14 protein-coding genes and 2 pseudogenes are annotated in these 17,452 nt (G+C 69.3%); 10 read left to right on the top strand and 6 right to left on the bottom strand.

The features are described 5' to 3' along the window. Nucleotides 1-10 precede the first annotated feature (10 nt). Nucleotides 11-703, top strand: coding sequence for a TetR/AcrR family transcriptional regulator (locus ABZ479_RS37895; protein WP_500465812.1), 693 nt, complete (start codon nucleotides 11-13; stop codon nucleotides 701-703). A gap of 256 nt (nucleotides 704-959) precedes the next feature. Continuing rightward, complete coding sequence (locus tag ABZ479_RS37890) at nucleotides 960-1,856, top strand: shikimate dehydrogenase (protein ID WP_500465811.1); 897 nt, start codon at nucleotides 960-962, stop codon at nucleotides 1,854-1,856. A gap of 86 nt (nucleotides 1,857-1,942) precedes the next feature. Here ABZ479_RS37890 and ABZ479_RS37885 read toward each other — a convergent pair whose 3' ends face one another. Continuing rightward, the gene (locus tag ABZ479_RS37885; RefSeq protein ID WP_500465810.1) at nucleotides 1,943-3,748 is read right to left on the bottom strand and encodes a bifunctional sugar phosphate isomerase/epimerase/4-hydroxyphenylpyruvate dioxygenase family protein; all 1,806 of its coding nucleotides are present in this window, start codon (nucleotides 3,746-3,748) and stop codon (nucleotides 1,943-1,945) included. A 36-nt stretch (nucleotides 3,749-3,784) separates the two neighbouring features. Continuing rightward, nucleotides 3,785-4,663, bottom strand: coding sequence for a shikimate dehydrogenase (locus ABZ479_RS37880; RefSeq protein ID WP_500465809.1), 879 nt, complete (start codon nucleotides 4,661-4,663; stop codon nucleotides 3,785-3,787). A gap of 126 nt (nucleotides 4,664-4,789) precedes the next feature. On the opposite strand from ABZ479_RS37880, the gene ABZ479_RS37875 reads away from it, so the two are divergent. Then, nucleotides 4,790-5,455, top strand: coding sequence for a TetR/AcrR family transcriptional regulator (locus tag ABZ479_RS37875; RefSeq protein ID WP_500465808.1), 666 nt, complete (start codon nucleotides 4,790-4,792; stop codon nucleotides 5,453-5,455). Between the two features lie 135 nt (nucleotides 5,456-5,590). After that, nucleotides 5,591-6,934, top strand: a complete 1,344-nt coding sequence (locus tag ABZ479_RS37870; protein WP_500465807.1) for an MFS transporter — start codon at nucleotides 5,591-5,593, stop codon at nucleotides 6,932-6,934. Nucleotides 6,935-7,137: 203 nt separating this feature from the next. Here the strand turns inward: ABZ479_RS37870 and ABZ479_RS37865 are convergent. Further along, nucleotides 7,138-7,263: pseudogene (locus tag ABZ479_RS37865) on the bottom strand (aldo/keto reductase); the annotation flags it as partial. 79 nt (nucleotides 7,264-7,342) lie between these two features. Here ABZ479_RS37865 and ABZ479_RS37860 point away from each other — a divergent pair. Continuing rightward, entirely contained in the window at nucleotides 7,343-7,915 is a 573-nt protein-coding gene (locus ABZ479_RS37860; protein ID WP_500465806.1) for a hypothetical protein, read from the top strand. 809 nt (nucleotides 7,916-8,724) lie between these two features. Here ABZ479_RS37860 and ABZ479_RS37855 read toward each other — a convergent pair. Both ABZ479_RS37855 and ABZ479_RS37850 read right to left on the bottom strand, forming a co-directional pair. Beyond that, nucleotides 8,725-11,421, bottom strand: coding sequence for a helicase associated domain-containing protein (locus tag ABZ479_RS37855; protein WP_500465805.1), 2,697 nt, complete (start codon nucleotides 11,419-11,421; stop codon nucleotides 8,725-8,727). A 448-nt stretch (nucleotides 11,422-11,869) separates the two neighbouring features. Further along, nucleotides 11,870-12,478: an HhH-GDP family DNA glycosylase gene (locus ABZ479_RS37850; protein WP_500465804.1), complete on the bottom strand. Its 609-nt coding sequence runs from the start codon at nucleotides 12,476-12,478 to the stop codon at nucleotides 11,870-11,872. A gap of 182 nt (nucleotides 12,479-12,660) precedes the next feature. On the opposite strand from ABZ479_RS37850, the gene ABZ479_RS37845 reads away from it, so the two are divergent. From ABZ479_RS37845 to ABZ479_RS37830, 4 genes are all read left to right on the top strand, one after another. Next, entirely contained in the window at nucleotides 12,661-12,846 is a 186-nt protein-coding gene (locus ABZ479_RS37845; RefSeq protein ID WP_500465803.1) for a type II toxin-antitoxin system Phd/YefM family antitoxin, read from the top strand. Nucleotides 12,847-12,880: 34 nt separating this feature from the next. Beyond that, on the top strand, nucleotides 12,881-13,246 hold the full coding sequence (locus ABZ479_RS37840; protein WP_500465802.1) for a DUF6247 family protein: 366 nt from the start codon (nucleotides 12,881-12,883) through the stop codon (nucleotides 13,244-13,246). Between the two features lie 559 nt (nucleotides 13,247-13,805). Further along, nucleotides 13,806-14,282 (top strand): hypothetical protein, encoded by a 477-nt coding sequence (locus tag ABZ479_RS37835; RefSeq protein ID WP_500465801.1) that lies wholly within the window; start codon nucleotides 13,806-13,808, stop codon nucleotides 14,280-14,282. A gap of 559 nt (nucleotides 14,283-14,841) precedes the next feature. Next, a complete protein-coding gene (locus ABZ479_RS37830; protein WP_500465800.1) occupies nucleotides 14,842-15,705 on the top strand; it encodes an LLM class flavin-dependent oxidoreductase in 864 nt (287 codons plus the stop codon). A gap of 873 nt (nucleotides 15,706-16,578) precedes the next feature. Here ABZ479_RS37830 and ABZ479_RS37825 read toward each other — a convergent pair. Beyond that, nucleotides 16,579-16,941, bottom strand: a pseudogene (locus tag ABZ479_RS37825) (transposase); the annotation flags it as partial. An 85-nt stretch (nucleotides 16,942-17,026) separates the two neighbouring features. Here ABZ479_RS37825 and ABZ479_RS37820 point away from each other — a divergent pair. After that, nucleotides 17,027-17,158 carry a hypothetical protein gene (locus ABZ479_RS37820; RefSeq protein ID WP_500465799.1) on the top strand — a complete coding sequence of 44 codons (132 nt, stop codon included), beginning with the start codon at nucleotides 17,027-17,029 and terminating at the stop codon, nucleotides 17,156-17,158. Nucleotides 17,159-17,452 lie beyond the last annotated feature (294 nt).

Genomic DNA, 17,452 nt, shown 5'->3' with positions numbered 1-17,452 from the left:
GAGAGCTCCCATGCACGAACCGAAGAACAGTCCCCCTTCGGACACACAACCGTCACCGCCCGACGGGCGCCGGCGCGACGCCCAGCGCACCAGGGCGGAGATCCTCTCCGTAGCCCGCGAGGAATTCACCCGCAACGGATACGCCGGTGCCCGCATGGACGAGATCGCTGCCCGGACACGCACCACCAAGCGGATGATCTACTACTACTTCGGCAGCAAGGAACGCCTCTTCACCACAGTCCTGGAACAGGCGTACGCGCAGATCCGCCATGCAGAGCAGGCCCTGGACATCGAGCACCTGGAGCCGACCGCGGCCATTCGCCGTCTCGCTGAGCTGACGTTTGATCATCATGAGGCTCATCCGGACTTCATCCGGCTCGTGAGCATCGAGAACGTCCACGAGGCGGCCCACATCACCGGTTCGACATCGGCATCAGCAGCCAATGCGCGGGCAGTGGAGGTGACGGCCCGGATACTGGAGGCCGGTCGAGCGGCGGGCGTGTTCACCGCCGAGGTTGACGCCCTGGACGTCCATATGGTGATCAGCTCGTTCTGCTTTTTCCGCGTGGGGAACCGGCACACCTTCGGCGCGATCTTCGGCCGGGACATGACCGATCCAGCGCTGCACACGAAGTACCGGGCCATGATTGGCGACATGGTGGTCGCCTATCTGGCGAAGGGTTCACTTCCGCACCCCGTCTGAGCCAGCTGGTACCTGCGTCGCCCGCTGCCGAAGCTGGAAGCGGTTGCTTCCTGAAGACACCTTGACGCCAGACGTCATAGCGCCGACGATCGCTGTCGGTACTATTAACTATCTAGTGCGTTAACTCGTCTCTGTCTCGTCGGCCGAGCCTCCAGCCCGCCCGCACTCCCTACGGATCCGCTACCGGGACGCAGGATCCGACGGCCACCCTGCGCTGCCGACTGTCCCGATCGCCGAGCATCAGGATGGTGACCCTGTGACCTTCCCCGCCCGTCTCATCGCAGTGGTCAGCTCCGGGACGCGCCCGTCACTCACCTCTGCCCTGTGTGCCCGCGAGGCCGCCCGCCAAGGCCAGCAGATGCTCTGTGTCGGCCTCACCCTCAACCCGCATCACGCAGGCAGCGAGGATGTCGGAGACCTCCTCAAGGCCGCACGCCCTCTCGGCTTCGCGGGCCTTGACATCACCGGCCCCTTCCAAGAGCTGGTGACAGAGAACCTTGACGAACTCGCTCCCGAAGCACGCAGTCTTGGCGCCGCCAACATCGTCGTCTTCCAGGACGGCCGCACCATCGGCCACAACACCGAAGTCACCGGGTTCGCCAAGTCCTTCGCCTGTGGCCTGTCCGAAGTGCCAGCCCGGCGGGTCGTCCAGCTTGGCACGGGACGGGCCGGCGCAGCCGCTGCCCACGCTCTGCTGACGCTCGGCACAGGGCAGCTCACCGTTGTCGACAGCGACCCCGCGCGTGCCATCGTGTTCACCCGCAAGCTCAACCAGGAGTTCGGCAATGCGCGCGCCACGGCAGCCCACCTCGATGATCTGCCCGGCGCCGTTGCCCATGCCGACGGCATGGTTAACGCCGTGCCTTTGGGGGCCTGTTCCGAGGTTGTCTTGCGACCGGGGGTGCTGCACTCAGGTCTGTGGGTGACGGAAGCAGCGCACCATCCGCAAGGGACAGATCTGCTACAAGCGGCCGCTGCGGCGGGCTGCCGGACTCTTCGCGGTGGCCATACGGCTGTTTTCCAGGCATCCGACAGCCTTCGTCTCCTCACCGGCCTGGAGGCCCGTACCGACCGGCTACTTGCTGATGTCGATTTCCTCCTGGGCGACAGGACCGAAGGGAGAGCCGCAACGGATGCCTCTGTGCCGATGTGATGGGTCGAGGCGGATGGGCCCCGGCTCAGGACACCCATTGACACTCCGATAGTCCCCTGCGTGCGGGTGGCGCGCAGTCGTCGGCGTCAGTTCGCGGGAAGAAGGCGGCCCGCGTGTTGTGCGGCGAGGCGGATGGGGGCGTTGGGGGCGCCGTAGCCGCGGTAGGTGTCGCGTTGGACGATCTCGAAGAAGACGCTTCCCACCGTTTCGGTGTAGCAGTGCAGGAAGGTGCCGTGGGCGTCGCGATCGTAGAGGATCCCCAGTTCGCGATAGGTCGCCAGTTCGTCGGGGGAGAGGGCGAAGCGGGCCGCGAGGTCGTCGTAGTAGTTCGCGGGTACGGCTAGGAGGCGGCCGCCCGCGGCGCGGATGTGGTGGGCCGTGGCGAGCAAGTTGTCCGTGGCGAGGGCTATGTGCTGGGCATGGGCGGTGCGGTCGCCGGTGGGGGTAGGCCCGACGCTCAGCACGATGCGGACGCTGCCGTCCGCGGTGGTGACGGCGCGGCTGCGGAGCAGGCCGTAGGGGTCGGCGACATCGATGCTCTCTTGTGGGTGGAGACCGAGGACGCCGCGGTGGAAGAGCGCGGCCTCGTCGAAACGGTGCCACGGCTGCGTGAGCGCGAGGTGGTCGATGCGCTGGATGCCCGTGCCCTTGGCTTCGATTGCGTCGAGGGGCGGGAAGTCGCCGAGCCAGCCGTTGGCGCTGGCGGGGCCGGTGGCCGCGAAGAACAGCTCGGTGCCGTCCGGCGCGGCCACCGCGTCGAGCGGTGCGTCCTCGGGGGCGCGGCGGCGCGGCAGGACGGGAGCGAGCATCGCCTCGGCACGCGCGGTGGCGCGGGCGGGGTCGGGAGTCTCCAGGCCGATGGCGGCAAGCGTGGGAGCCTGGCCCTCCCGTCCCGTCGCCGAGGCGGAGTTGAGCAGGATACGGGCCTCGCCTTGCTGCCACAGTTCGACGGGCTTGCCGCGGTGCCGTGCGGTGCGGGTGAAACCGAGTATGCCCAGCAGCGTGGCGACCGGTTCGGTGTCGGGGGTGACGAGTTCGGCGAAGGCGACACCGGTGAGGGCCGGAGGAGTGGGCGGGAAGGCGGTGCCGACGGCTTCCTGCAGCAGCCGCAGTGAGCGCTGGGCGTCAACAGCAGTGCGACCCGCGTCGGCCTGACGGAAGACGTCGTTGAAGACCTCCAGGGAGAGCGGGCCGTGGTACCCGGCGCGCAGGACGTGCCCGACCAGGCCGGGGAGGTCGAAGCCACCCTGGCCGGGGAAGCACCGGTGGTGGCGACTCCAGTGGAGGGCGTCCATGGCCATGAGCGGGGCGTCCGCGAGCTGGAGGAAGAAGATCTTCTCGCCGGGGATGTCCTCGATGCCCTGGGGGTTCGAGCCCCGGGCCAGGATGTGGAAGCTGTCCAGGCACACGCCGAGGGCGGGGTGGTCGGCGGCTTCGACGATGCGCCAGGCGTGGTCGTAGGTGTTGACGTGGCGTCCCCACGCCAGGGCTTCGTAGGCGACCTTGATGCCGTGCTCCTGCGCCAGCTCCGCGAGCCTGCGCAACTGGTCGGCGGCGAGCGCGTCGTCGTCCGCCGTGAGCGGGGAGACGCTGGAGCAGACCAGGATCGTGTCGGTGCCGAGCTCCCGCATGAGCCGGAACTTGTGCTCGGCGCGGCGCAGGTTCCGGGTGAAGGTGTCCTCGGGCACCGCCTCGATGTCGCGCATGGGCTGGTAGAGGTCGATGGACAGGCCCAGGTCGGCGGCGCGGGACCGGATCTCTGCGGGGGAGAGAGGGGCGGCGAGCAGGTCGTTCTCGAAGATCTCCACACCGTTGAATCCGGCGCGGGCGGCCGCGTTGAGCTTCTCGGTGAGGGGGCCGCTGAGCGAGACGGTGGCGATGGACGTGCGCATGGGCTTCTCCTGGGTGCCTGTGGTGTCCCGGTTCTCTCAGTTCCTGGCGTCTGCCGTTCCGGTGGCCAGTTCCGTGATGTCCGCGAGCATCCGGGCGGTGTCGGGTTCGCGGCCGGTGAAGAGCCGGAAGGCGTCTGCGGCCTGGAAGACCGCCATGCCGCCTCCGTCGAGCGTGAGGCAGCCCAGCGCGCGGGCGGTGCGCAGCAGTTCGGTCTCCAGCGGCCGGTAGACCACCTCGGCGACCCACAGTGCCTGGCGCAGCAGCCTGGCCGGCAGCGGCATGCCGGGGTGGGTGGCCATGCCGGTGGGGGTGGCGTGCACCAGGCCGTCGGCACTGGCCATGAGGGCGGGCAGCGCGCCGGGTGCGGCAGCGATCGCACGGCTGGGGCCGAAGTGCCGGTTGAGGGAGGCGGCGAGGTGCGCCGCGCGGTCGGCGAGCGCGTCCACGACGGTGAGGCGTTCGGTGCCGAGGGTGAGCAGGGCATGGGCGACGGCGGCGCCGGCTCCACCCGCGCCGAGCTGTACGACGCGTTCCATGGCGGCGTCGGGCAGGCCGATCGCGAAGGAGGCGGCGAAGCCGGTCACGTCGGTGTTGTGGCCGGTGGTGCGGCCGTTCTCGAAGACCACGGTGTTCACCGCGCCGAGGGCCTGGGCCTGCGGGGAGAGCGCGTCGAGGTGGTCGACGACCAGTTGCTTGCAGGGGTGGGTGATGTTCAGCCCGTCGTATCCGGTGTCACGGGCGGCGCGCACGATGGCGCCCACGGCTGCGGGCCGGATCCCGAGCGTGTCCAGGTCGAGCAACCGGTAGAGGTAGCGCAGGCCCTGGCGGTCCGCCTCGCGCTGGTGCAGTGCGGGGCTGAGGGAGGGGCCGATGCCGGAGCCGATCAGGCCGACGAGATACGAGTCCTGGGGCACCTTGACTCCTCCACATAATGTACGGACTAGTACGTTACTAATATCAGGGCGTGGCGTAGCAGGGAAGGCCAAGGGGTGCGGCGGCCCCTCTACAATCGCGGACACAAGACCGAGCGAAGGAAGCGGATGGCCACTGCCGAACAGCCGGTGCGGGCGGGCGGGCGCACGCGCGACGCCGCCCGCACGCAGACCGAGATCCTCGACGTGGCCACCGAGGAGTTCGCCCGCGCCGGCTACGCCGGGGCCCGAGTAGACGAGATCGCCGCCCGCACCCGCACCACCAAGCGGATGATCTATTACTACTTCGGCGGCAAGGAGCAGTTGTTCACCGCCGTGCTGGAGCGCGCGTACTCCGTCATCCGGCAGGCCGAGCAGGATCTCGACGTCGACCACCTCGACCCGGTGGCCGCCATCCGCAGGCTCGCCGAACTCACCTTCGACCACCACGAGGCGCACCCGGACTTCATCCGGCTGGTCAGCATCGAGAACATCCACGAGGCCGAGCACATGGCCGCCTCGGAGCAGCTCAGCGCACTCAGTTCGCCCGCCATCGACGTGCTCCGCCGGATCCTGGCGGCCGGTCGCAGGTCCGGTGTGTTCGCGGCCGACATCGACGCCGTCGACCTGCACGCGATGATTAGCTCCTTCTGCTTCTTCCGGGTCGCCAACCGGCATACCTTCGGTGCCCTGTTCGACCGCGACCTGGTCGCCGCCGATCGCAGGGAGCACTACCGGACGATGCTCGGCGACATGGTGGTCGCCTATCTGACGGCGCAGCACCCGGCCGGCTGATCGTCCCTGCGCGACCCCTTGACACCCGGCAGAGGCTGCCCCAACATCCGTAGCCACCCGCTATTAACTATCCAGTGGGTTAATAGCCGGGGTCTTCGTCCGCGCCCCGGCTGGTCCCTCCCGAAGGAGCCCGCCGTGACCGTCCCCGCAGCCCATCAGGGCCAGCCGCGCAAGGCCGCACTCGCGGCCTGGATCGGCAGCGCGCTGGAGTACTACGACTTCTTCATCTACGGCAGCGCCGCCGCGCTGATCTTCCCGAAGGTCTTCTTCGACGAGTCCGACCCGGCCACGGCGACCCTGCTCTCGCTCGCCACGTTCGGAGTCGCCTACGCCGCCCGCCCCTTCGGCGCGCTCTTCCTCGGCCACTTCGGGGACCGCCTCGGACGCAAGCGGATCATGCTCTTCACGCTGCTGCTGATGGGCCTGTCGACCTTCCTCATCGGCTGCCTGCCCACCCGCGCGCAGATCGGCGGCGCGGCCCCGGTGCTCCTCGTCCTGCTCCGCGTCCTCCAGGGCATCTCCGCCGCCGGGGAGCAGGCCAGCGCCAACTCGATGACGCTGGAACACGCACCGCCGCACCGCCGTGGCTACTTCACCAGCTTCACCCTCAACGGCACGCAGGCCGGGCAGCTGCTGGCCACCCTCGTCTTCATCCCCGTCGCCGCCCTCCCCGAGGGCCAACTCCTCACCTGGGGCTGGCGGATTCCGTTCTGGCTGAGCGTCGCGGTCGCCGTCGTCGGCTGGTTCATCCGCCGCGACGTCGAGGAGACCCCCGCCTTCGTGCGGCAGGCCGCGGCGGCCGAGGGCGTCGCCAGGCTGCCGCTGCTCGTCCTCCTCCGCGACCACTGGGCGGACGTCCTGCGAGTGGTCGCAGGTGCCCTCGTCGCGTCCGTGAGCACCATCTTCACCGTGTGGGCGCTGGCCTACGCGACCGGTGACGCGGTGGGCCTGGGCCGCTCCGACATGCTGTGGGTCGGCGCCCTGGCCAACCTCGTCGCCCTCGGCGCCATCCCGCTGTGGGCCCACCTCTCCGACCGCGTCGGCCGGCGTCCCGTCTACCTGGCCGGCGCGGCCGGCAGCGCCGTGATGATGGCCGCCTACCTGTGGGCCATCTCCACCGGCTCGTACCCGCTGGTCCTGGTCTTCGGCGTGCTCGCCTTCGGCGTCGTCTACAGCGCCGCTAACGGCGTGTGGCCGTCCTTCTACGGCGAGATGTTCCCCACCCGCGTCCGCCTGTCGGGCATGGCGATCGGCACCCAGATCGGTTTCGCCATCGCCGGGTTCGCGGTCACCTTCGCCGCACAGATGGCCGGACCCGACGGCGATGACTGGGGCGCAGTCGCGCTGTTCACCGCCGCCCTGTGCGTGCCCCCGGTGCTCGCCGCCCTCACCGCCCGCGAGACCCACAAGGTACCCACCGAACGACTCGGCCTACACGACCCCCACCCCATATCCAGCCGGATAACGGTCGAGGTCTGACCCGCCTGCCCTCCACCCGGCGGCGAGGCTGGCCTCGCGGCTGCCGGAAACGTCGTCTCTGGCCTGGCCGGGGAACACCCCATATGGAAGTCTTTGGTTTGTTTCGGCATTACGGCCCTCCCGTGCGCCGGAGCGGCGGCAGCAGCATTGGGGCGGGTGGTTACGGGCGCCCCAGCACCTTCAGTGCTTCGCGGTCGTTCATCCTCGCGCTCGTTGCCGTACGCAGCGGCGGTGTCGATGTGCCGGTAGCCCAGTTCGAGCGCGGCCGTGACGGCGGCCCGGGTCTCGTCCGGCGGGGTCTGGAAGACGCCGAGTCCGAGGGCGGGCATCTGGACGCCGTTGTTCAGGGTGAGGTCTTGAGGGTGGCCTGCGACGGCATGATGAGGGTCAGGGCGGCTGTCACGTCCGGTGGTAGTCGCAGCCCCCCGCGGCAACCCCGTTCCCCTCGCCGAAGCCAGACGTCGCGACAGCCTCGACAAGCGCGCCCGCGTCCTGACCGCCATCACCGCTCTCGAGAAGGAAGGACAGCCGGTCACCTTCGCCGCCGTCCGCCGAACCGCCCGCGTCTCCTCCTGGCTCACCTACGCCCCCGGCGTGCGCGAGCACATCGAAGCCGCTCAACTCCGCCAAGCCCGCATTACCACCAGCCCGGCCCAGCCAGGAAACCCGCCCACCGTCATCAGCCTGCGCGCGGAACTCGAACTCGCCCGCGAAGAGATCAAGGAGTTACGCGCGGAACGCGACCGGCTCTGCGACGCCCTGCGCCACCAGCTGGGCCGGCAGCTCGACGCTCTGCACAGCCCCGACCTGGCCGCCAAAGCCGACGAACTGGCGCGTCAAAACGTGCACCTCACCAGCCAGCTCCAACAGGCTTCAGCAGCGCAGACCGCGGCCGAGGCCCGCATCTCAGCCCTGGAGGAAGACCTGGCCGCCACCCGTACCAGCCTCCGCAGAATGATCCGCGACGAGAACCTGAGATGACTCATCACGCCCAGCGCCTGCCGCTCACGTGCCGCTGGCGCCCAGCCTTCTACCGATGTTGCCGGAGCCACCGCACCAGGCCCTGGCCAACCGGGAGAAGCACCCGCTGGTGCTCGGGCGTGAATGCCTTGATGTCGATCACGACGGAACGGTAGTGCTCGTGTCGGCGAGGTTCAACGGGGTTACCCAGGGCCTGGCGAGCAAGAGAGCGCAGACCGGGACGGGTCTCGGCTCGCCCTCGGATGGCGTTAACGGTCTGATTTGGCACCACTTTCCCGACCCGAGTTTGCCCCACCCCTCGACGTGCGGCTGGGACGCTCGGAGTAGCTCTCCGTATGGGGGCGATACCGAGTGGTGTCCTCGAAGGAAGAGCTGTTCCTGCTGATCCATCGCGACTCGTGGCGGGAGGGGCTGTCGGTCCGCGCCCTCGCGTGGAAGTACGGCGTGCACCGGCGGCTGGTGCGCGAGGCCCTGTGCTCGGTGGTGCCGCCGCCACGGCGGATACCGGAGGAGGCATTCCCCGAGGCTGGAGCCGTTCAAGAAGACGATCCACCAGTGGCTGCTGGACGATCTGGTGGCTCCGCCGAAGCAGCGGCACACCGTCCAGCGGATCCTGGCCCGGCTTCAGCATGAGCTGGGGGCGGAGATGACCAGTGTCGGGCCCGGCCGCGGGGGGGGGGCGGGCGGAACCGCGAACGCCCCACCCACCCCCCCCGCCGCTTGGTGCCGCACGACATTTATTATTAGGGGGTGGTGGTGTTTATTATCGGGCGGGCCGCCGGCGGGCCGCCCGCCCCCCACGCTACCGGCTACGCCCACTCCACGCCCAGCCTGCGCAGCGCGTTCAACTGCTCCTGGCTGAGCTTGTCCCGCCGCTGCTTGGTGTTGGCGATCCATACGCCGAGCCGGACTGCTACCGGCTCTGCTTCGTCGTCGACAGCGATGGGTTCGCTGCACCCTCGCGGCACTGGCCGGTGTGGGCCTTCGCGTTCGATCCATTGTGCAAGGGCGGTCAGGCCGCGTTGGAAGGCCTGCTGTGCCTTGGCCGACGGCTCTATCCCAGCGCCTTGCCCGGCCGGGGGAGGGGTGGCTTGTTCGGCGGGCGTGATGCCGAGTGCGGTGAGTCGGTGCTGCTGTTCGGTGCTGAGCTGCGCCCAGCCCGTGGACTGCCGTACCAGCCACGCCCCAAGATCATCGCCCTCGTACCGCACTCCGGGTTCGATGCCGGCAACGGAGTGGTCGGCTTCGGTCTTCGCGAGGTCGCGGAGGATGGCGTAGTGGCGTTGCCAGTCCAGGGGCCAGGGGCAGTTCCAGTCGGGATCGATCGCGGCCAGCTGCGCTGCCCGGGCTGCTGCCCGTGCGCGGTCTTTGCCGAGGCCGTCTTTGCGGCGAAGGTTGGCCAGGTGCTGTCCGATGGGTACGGGGCGGGTCTGGCCGTCTGGGCCGTCGCTCCAGACGGCGTCCTGTCTCGGGGCCAGATGCCCGTGAGCGCGGTGGAATGCACGGAACGTGGCGAGTTTGGTTTCCCAGGCTTGGTCACCGGGTTCCCAGACCATGCCGGCTTCCGGTTCGTCGAGGAGTTTCCTGCGGCGTTCTTCGAGTTCTCCTGCTCGGAGTGCTCGTCGTTGCTGGTTGACCCAGCGTCCGAGCGGGAATCGGGTCACGCCGAGTTCGACTTCGGTGTCGTAGGGGACGGCGTGCAGGCCGGTGATGCCTTTCTCCTGGCGCCACCTGCGCAGTGCCTGGTAGCCCTCGAGCCAGACCAGGGATTCGGGGCGGTAGACACGGGTGCGCAGGAACGCGGCGATGGTGGCGGGGTCGCGGGGGGTGGCGAAGTTCAGCAACGCCGACTCCGCCGCGCCCGTACCCTCCGCGCCCTGTTCTTGGTCCCCGCCGCCGGATCCGCCTCCTGCCGCGGCACCGGCGGTGCCGATGATGCGGCCGTCCGCGTCTCGCAGGACGTGTACGGTGCGGGCTCCGCTGCTCAGCGCACGCGAAGCGAGCTGCTCCACGAGTCGTTCGTCGTGACTGCGCAGTCCCTGGAGTACGGCGACCAGGGGCCGGAACGACGCGGAGGCGATCATGTCGGTGGGGTTTTCGCCGGGCTGGAGGAAGACGGGGACGATGATCCGGGCGACCTTCGCTCGGCCGTCGGGGTTGGGCCTGAGGGCGCGGCCGATGTTCTGGACGATTTCGACTTGTGAGCCGCGGGTATCGGCGAAGCAGATGGCTTCGACGCCTCGTTCGCCGGTGATGTCGACTCCCTCGCCGAGGACCCGGACCGAGGCGAGGAATGCCCGGTGGACCCGCTTGCCGTCCGCGTCGGTGCCGTTTGCGAACTGCCGCAGCACCTCGCGCCGCTCGGCGACCAGATGGTCCCCACATAGCCACCCAGCCCAGACGCGGTCCGGGGGTACGTGGCGGTCCGCGGCGAGGTCGTAGAAGCCGGCGTCGATCGGCGACGCCGGCAAAGCCCCGGCTTCGGCCAGGGCGTGCTTGGACGGTTCGCTCCCATAGAGTTCGGCTGCGGTTTCCGGGAGTTTGGCCGCGAACGCGGCGGCCTCTTCGACGCGCTGGTGGAACGTCATGACCGTGCGGAGGTTGTGGGCGGCTGCGTGTTCCAGCAGGGCGGCTTGCAGCAGGGCGAGGCGACGGCCCCGCATGGCTTCCTCGGAGGCTCCCAGGGTGAGGTCGGGGTCCTGGATTTCCAGGACGTCGATCTCGAACGGGGCGAGGATGCCCCGCTCCACTGCCTCTGACAGCCCGAGTTCGAAGATCCATTCCCCGTAGCGGCCGGCCGGGTCGGAGACCATCGAGGCGATCTCCAGCTCGGTCCCGTCCTTGCCCACGGGTGGCCGGGGCGCGGCCAGGATCCGCGGAGTCGCGGTCATGTACATCCGGAAAGCGACCGGGATGCGGGTGTTGTCGTGGATTGCAGCCCAGGGCCTCCCCAGATCCCCGGCGGTGCCGTGCGCCTCGTCCACAATGGCGAGGTCGAACGGGACCAGCCGCTGCCCGTACAGGCGCTGCCCGCCGGCCAGTGCAGCCTCCAGCGGCCCGCGCACCCGTCCACCACCTGTGACGTCCTCGAGGTCGTCCCGGTCCACCAGGGAGGCGTACGTGGCGAACACGACCACGGGCCCGGTACCGGCCCACAGCGCGAGCTGGATGGGGTTCGTGGTGGTCCGCACCTCCAACTGCTCCAGCAGCTCGTCACCCTCCAGCGAGCAGACGCCGACCATGGGCCCGCGGTGCCCGACCCGGCGCCAGGCCTGCGCGGTCTGCACGAGCAGGTCGAGGGTGGGCACCATGACCAGGATCCGGCCGTCCCTGAACAGATCCAGCGCAGCCCATGCGGCGGTGATGGTCTTCCCCGATCCGGTGGCGGACACCAGCGTGGCCCGCGCCCCGTCGTCGGGGACGGGGGAGCGTGCGGGGAATCCCGCCCACTGCCGGATCCGCGCGTTCGCCTCGACCTGGTGCTCACGCAGCCGGACGCTCTTCACGCCTGCTCCTCCTCCTGAGCCGGTTCCACGGCCACCGCCGCCTGCGCCCTGTTCCCGCCCCCACGCGCTGCTCGTGCAGGTGGCGAGAGCCAAGGCGTCCGGTGTGACACCGTACCGGCCAGTCTCCGGCCACGGGCCGGCCTGCGGCCCGTCCGCCGCTCTCGGGTGTCGCGCGCGTTCGGGAAGCGGCACGGGAGCGTACCCGGACCCCCCTGTGGTGTCCTGCTGCACCGTGAACGGAAGACCCCGCGTGCCGGATGTGAACGTCCGGATCCCCGTTCGGCCGCCGACACGCCCGGGGCGGATTCGAACGAGGAGACCTTAAGGCCAACCTGGCCTGAGCCGAGTCGATCGACGACGAAGCCTTCACCGCCTAAGGCCTCGACGACCCCACGATCGCCGCGCTGCGCTCCTGGGCTGCGCAGAAGGGGTTCCTCCGGCACGATCCCTATTGGGATTGCGACATGTACCGCCACACGGCGTGCTCCAAGCCGGCGCGGTCATGTCCGAGGAGATCGGCAGTCTCTTCGTACACCGCCCGTAGCTCCCCATAGCCCGGGCCCGTGACTCCGGCCTGGGCGGCGAAGGCGCGCAGGTGCACGTCGACGGCGATCTGGGAACGGCCGACGAGGTTCCCGAGATAGTCCACGCTTTTTGGCCCCACGCCCTTTATCTTCCGCAGGGCGTCACGGTTGGCCTGCTGGCCGAGCCATGCGTGGAGCTCGTCGCGGGTGTCGACGCGCCTCGTGACCAGGAGGTCGGTGAGGGCGTGGGCGGTGGCGACCCGGCGGGGGCTGTTGAAGTCCATGGCGGTGGCGAGGTCTTCGGTGGCCAGACGTGCCTGGAAGCCCTGGACGGTTGCGGCGTCGGGCCAAGCGGCCTGGAGCCGGATCAGCCGCGGCCAGATCGTCGATTTGTACCTGCGGCGGGCGTGGAAGCTGGCGTCGCAGATCACGGCGCCCATGTGCGTCCAGCCGCGAGGCGGGAGGAACGGGCCGTCGCCGAGGGCGGCCCGCACGTGGGCGGTCAGGCGCTGCACCGGGCTGTGTACGGTCACCGGCCCATGATGGCGGCCGGCCGGGCCCGCAAACCCGGGAACACCGAAAGCCGGGGAGGGGAAGAGGAACCGGCGCCGGGGCGCTGCCGGGCGGGAGGGCCGCCGAGTGACGAGGGACAGACGGCAAGTATCGCAACTATGATAGTTCGGGCACGGTGGCCTCCATGGAGACGAGGACATACATGACAATCGACCTCCGTAAGGCCACGGGGGAGATCCTTGACCGCACCCGGATCGCGGGTGAGGCGGCCGCGATCACGCGCAAGGGGAAGACGGTGGCCCATCTGGTGCCCGCCGAATGGTTCGAGCAACACCAGCAACAGGCCGCACGGCAGGCGGCCTCCGACGTCGGCCACGACGCGGCCTGAAGCGCCAGGCAGGAAGACCGGGAGCCCTGACTTCATGACTGCTCAGCCAGTGTATTTCGATGGACCCGGGGGAGAAGAACCCCAGGTTCCATTGATGCCCGAACGGACACCGCAAGCCCTGCGTCTGGCGATCCAGGAGCACGCCCCGCATCTCCTGCCGGACTTCGAGTCACATTGGCACCAGGCGATCGGGGACGCTTTCAACCTCACCCCTGTGCCGGCGTTCATTCGGCTGTGGTGGACCCAGTACGCCATCGCTCGCGACCCCCGCCTGGCAGCACACCTTCACCGTCTCGAGGCCCGCGCCGCGAAGTCCGAGGACCCCGAGGAGTCGGCCATTCTCCTGGCCGAGTACAGCCGCCTGCGGCGTGAAGCGGCGACTGTGAAGCCTGGCCAGTGACGGACGACCTCCCGCAGCCGCCCTGGCAGATGGACCGGACCGCTGAGGCACGACAGGAATTCGACGCCCGCCGACGGTCGGCAACTCGTCCTGGCCGCCCGCGCGGAACTGATCACCGCCCCGGACCCCTACTACCGAGGGATCGACGCCGACGATCACGTGCGCCCCCTTGCCTCCATTAGCCCCGGCGGACCCCACATCGCCGATCTCGCCGGCGGCCGTGGATGGCTTGTCTACACCTTCATCCGCCGCCACGCCGAACCCCAGATCACCATCACTGACGTCTTCTGGACCTGACAGGCCGTGAGCTGACGGCGCGTACCCGCCCGGCGGGAAGCTGCCGTTGCCCTCGCTGAGGGAGTTGCAGCAGGGGTGGGGGATCGCTGTGGCGACCGGGCAGAAGGTACGGCGCCCACTACGCGGGACGGCCTGGCCGTCATGCACCCGTGGCTGGGCGTGTTCGTCACGAAGCCGCCAAGCCGGGGCGCTGACCGCGGGTACTGTCCCGAACAGACTGGGCGGCGCATCTGCGCAGGTCAGCGAAAACTACTGTGCCGCTATGAAATCCATCCCGTGGGTCATTTGTACTGCCGTGCTCGGCCTGGCGATTGTCGCCGTGGTCGCAGTCATGGCCTTGCTCTACTTCGATGGCCGGAACAGTGCCCTCGACGTGCTCATCGTTTCTGCGCCCATTCTCGTTGGTCTCGGGTTCGGTGTGTCCGGCGCCTGGCGAAGAGCCAAGGGCACCCGGTCCGCACCCCGGACGCCGCTCAGTGCCTGGGGCAAGGTTTTGTGGAATGTTCTCGCGCTGTTTCTGTGTTTCTGGGCTCTTGTCTTTTTCATAACGGTCGGCAAGGTTCATGACCCGGCCATGACGGTCATGTGCTTCGTGCTTGCAGGCGCCTTTGTGTGGGGTGCCGTACGGGCCTGGAAGAGGATCGGCGTGACCGGCCAAACTCAAGAGCCTGGCCGTCCTTACAGCGCTCGCGACCTCAAGACGGGCGAATGGGCGAAGTGGGACCGAAGGCAGGGATAGCCCCGGAGATACGGACGCGCTTCCGCCGTCCCGAAGGACAGCGGGGGCGCTCCACGGCCGCTACGCCACGTCGTCGCCGAAGGCCACGTCAGACGGATCAAAGGGTCCGCGCGCACCGATTTTCGTGCGCCCCGGCGGGAAGCCCACGGGTTCACGACATCCTGCAGGGGCTTCGAGCTGAATCCACCCGTCGTCCCGCCTTTGCCACAGGCCCGATGGGTTCGGTCATGCAGGCAGTCGCGGCTCGATCAGTCCCCTGGCCGAAGCCGCTCACGAGCCGCCTTTAGCCTGTGGTCATAGTCAGGCGCGAACAGCTCAGGAAGTGCCTTATCGAGCGTTCCGGCGATCCGATGGATCGGTGCCCAGACCGCCGGATCGTCGGCAACGCGGCTGAGGTCCCTGCCAGGCCATGGCTGCGCCGTACGATCTTGGCCTCTCCAGTGCCGTGGCCGGCGTCGGCACCGCGTGCCCGGGACCGTTCGAACGGTTCGGGAAGGCGGGGCCGGTCGAGGCGGAATTGCGATTGCCTCGTGCCCGGCCTGCTGGGCATCCTGCGGGGATGCGCTTCTCGATCAACGTGCCCAACTTCGGGGACTTCGCGGACCCCCGCAACGTCGCGACCGCGGCGGCCGCCGCTGAGCAGGCCGGCTGGGACGGGTTCTTCGTGTGGGACCACATATTGCACCGGCGGCATCAGGGACGTCCCTTCGGCGACCCCTGGATGCTGCTGACCGCCGCCGCGCTGGCGACCTCCCGGATACGGCTGGGCACCCTGCTGACGCCGGTTCCTCGTTACCGTCCGCAGCAACTCGCCCGCCAAGTGGTCACGCTGGACCACCTCAGTGGCGGCCGGGTGATCTTCGCCGCGGGCCTGGGTGGTCCGGTCGAGGACGAGTACGCGAGTTTTGGCGACACCGCCGAGCCGCGCGTCCTGGGCGAGCGCCTTGACGAAGGACTGGAGGTGCTCAGGCGCTTCTGGTCGGGCGAGCCGGTCGACCACCACGGCCGGCACTACGAGGTGCGGGACGTGACACTCCTGCCCGCCACCGTGCAGCAGCCCGCTCCGCCGGTCTGGATCGGCGGGTTCTGGCCGCGTCGGGCGCCCATGCGGCGGGCCACGCGCTGGGACGGCGCGGTGCCGCTGTTCGAGACGGCCCGGCATGGTCAGGTGCCGGACGTGGCGGAGGTGCAGGAGCTGGTCAGCTTTGTGCGCAAGCACCGTACGGCCGGGATCGAGCCCCCCTTCGAGTTCGTGCTCGGCGGTGCGACGCCCCTGGACGCGGCGAAGGCCAGGGACGTGATCGGGCCACTGCGGGACGCGGGCGCCACGTGGTGGGACGAGCGGCAAATCCAGAGCAGCCCGGACCTGGACCACCTGCGCCCGGTGCTGCGACGCATCGAGGCGGGCCCGCCGTCGGTCTGACAGCGCCTGCGCGCATTCTCGCCGAATCCGTGGTCCCGGAACGAGTTGTGCGTGCCACGCGTGACGGGAATGCCCTCAGTACGACCCGTGCCGCTCGGGGTAGGGCCATGCCACAGGCGGGACAGGCCGACCTCCCCGAGGCGTTGACGTCCGTATGCCGTTTCCTACTGCCCGGCGGACAGAGCCGGGGGCGGGCCGTCGGCGATTGAGGGTTGGTGTGGTCTGGGCTGCACGCGCCGTCGGCGTTGTGTTCCGGACGCGGTGGGGCAGGTACCTGGCGGTCGTGGTGACATACGTGTGGCCTAGTCTCATCGCTGGCCACATGGCCGGGGTACGGATGCCTTTCGGATTACCCTTCCGCGCCGGGCCAGGTCTCCCCGGGAAGTCGGGGAGACCTGGTGCCAAGCGACGGGAGCTCTCCATTCCCCGCGCACGCAGCCGCCTCGACCTCGGTGTCCTGGAATGGATCCACCAACACCCCGCGCCGCCTGCCGCCGCGCCAAATCCCGCTCGACCCGCTCCACCTTCCGCGCACGCTCCGCATCCTGCCGCTTCTTCTCCTGCTGCGCCGCCACCGACCGCTGCGCCTGCCCCCGCTCCTGCTTGGCCGCTTCCCGCTCCTTACGCAGGCGCTTCTGCTCCGCGGCACGGGCTTGGCGGGCCTCTTCCTGCTGCAGGCGCTTTTCCTCGGCGGCCTTGGCCTTCTTCGCGTCCTGGTAGGCCTGCAACAACTGAGCGGTCAAGGACTTCGCGCGAGCCACGGCGCCCCCCTCAGACCCGTCGTGAGGTCACACTCACGACCTGGAGTCTCGATCGAACCGAGAACGGTGCATGTTCGATTGCTCCACCTTCGATGTCCTGTTGTGAGAAGGCGTAGAGGTCGCGGTCCGACAGGTCCCGGTCCTGTAATGCGGCGTGGTCGTCCTGCCACTGCTTCGTCAGCCGGGTCACGGTCGCCGCGGACAGGCCCGCCGCTCCGCCGAGGAACTGCTCGAGTGCCGGGACGCAATCGCCGGTGGACAGGCCGTGCAGATACAGCAGCGGCAGCACCTCGGAGATCTTCGGCGACTTACGGCACCAGGGCGGCAGGATCCTGGAGGAGAACCGCTTGCGCTCCCCGGTGGCCTCGTCCACCTGCCGGTCGTTCACCCGCGGCGCCTTCACCTCCACCGGCCCGGCCGCGGTGACCACGGTCCGCACCTGGTGGTATCCGTTGCGCACCACCAGGCGGCAGCCTCCGCGACGTGGTCGACCAGGTGAACCGGCGCCTGCGCCAGATGTGTCCAGACTGCGACCACGACCAGGAAGGAGGCGATGAAGAGTGAGCAGCAACGCGACCCTAGCGCTCGTCGTCCTCGGCATCGTCACCTGGCTGACCGTTGTCGGCGTCGTCGGGATCCGGGCGGTCGTGGAGATCGTTCGGGTCCGTGCAGGCGCCCCGAAGAGCTGGTAGCCATGTGCGGCTACCCGCGGCGCGGAACGCTCGCCGTGTCTCGGTCGGGGGGTGTGCCGCCATTCCCGTCAACTGTCTTCCCGGGCCATGTATGAGTCGGCCACGCCACGGCCTGGCGCCTCGCGGCAGCTGCTGGCCGAAGTCGCCGATTGGCCCGGCCGGCCAAAATGCCACACATGCGCACGAAGAGAAAGAGCGCGGGTTGCGTCCTTGGAAGTGGTGTAGCGGGTTGGACCTGATGCGGGGGTTTGCTCCGGCGTCTGGGTTGGTGCCCGCATAGACAAACGGCCACCG

Origin of the sequence: Streptomyces sp. NPDC005722 (assembly GCF_040630935.1) — a bacterium.
In the GTDB taxonomy this organism is placed as follows: Bacteria; Actinomycetota; Actinomycetes; order Streptomycetales; family Streptomycetaceae; genus Actinacidiphila.
This window is presented reverse-complemented; position numbering and strand designations above follow the sequence as displayed.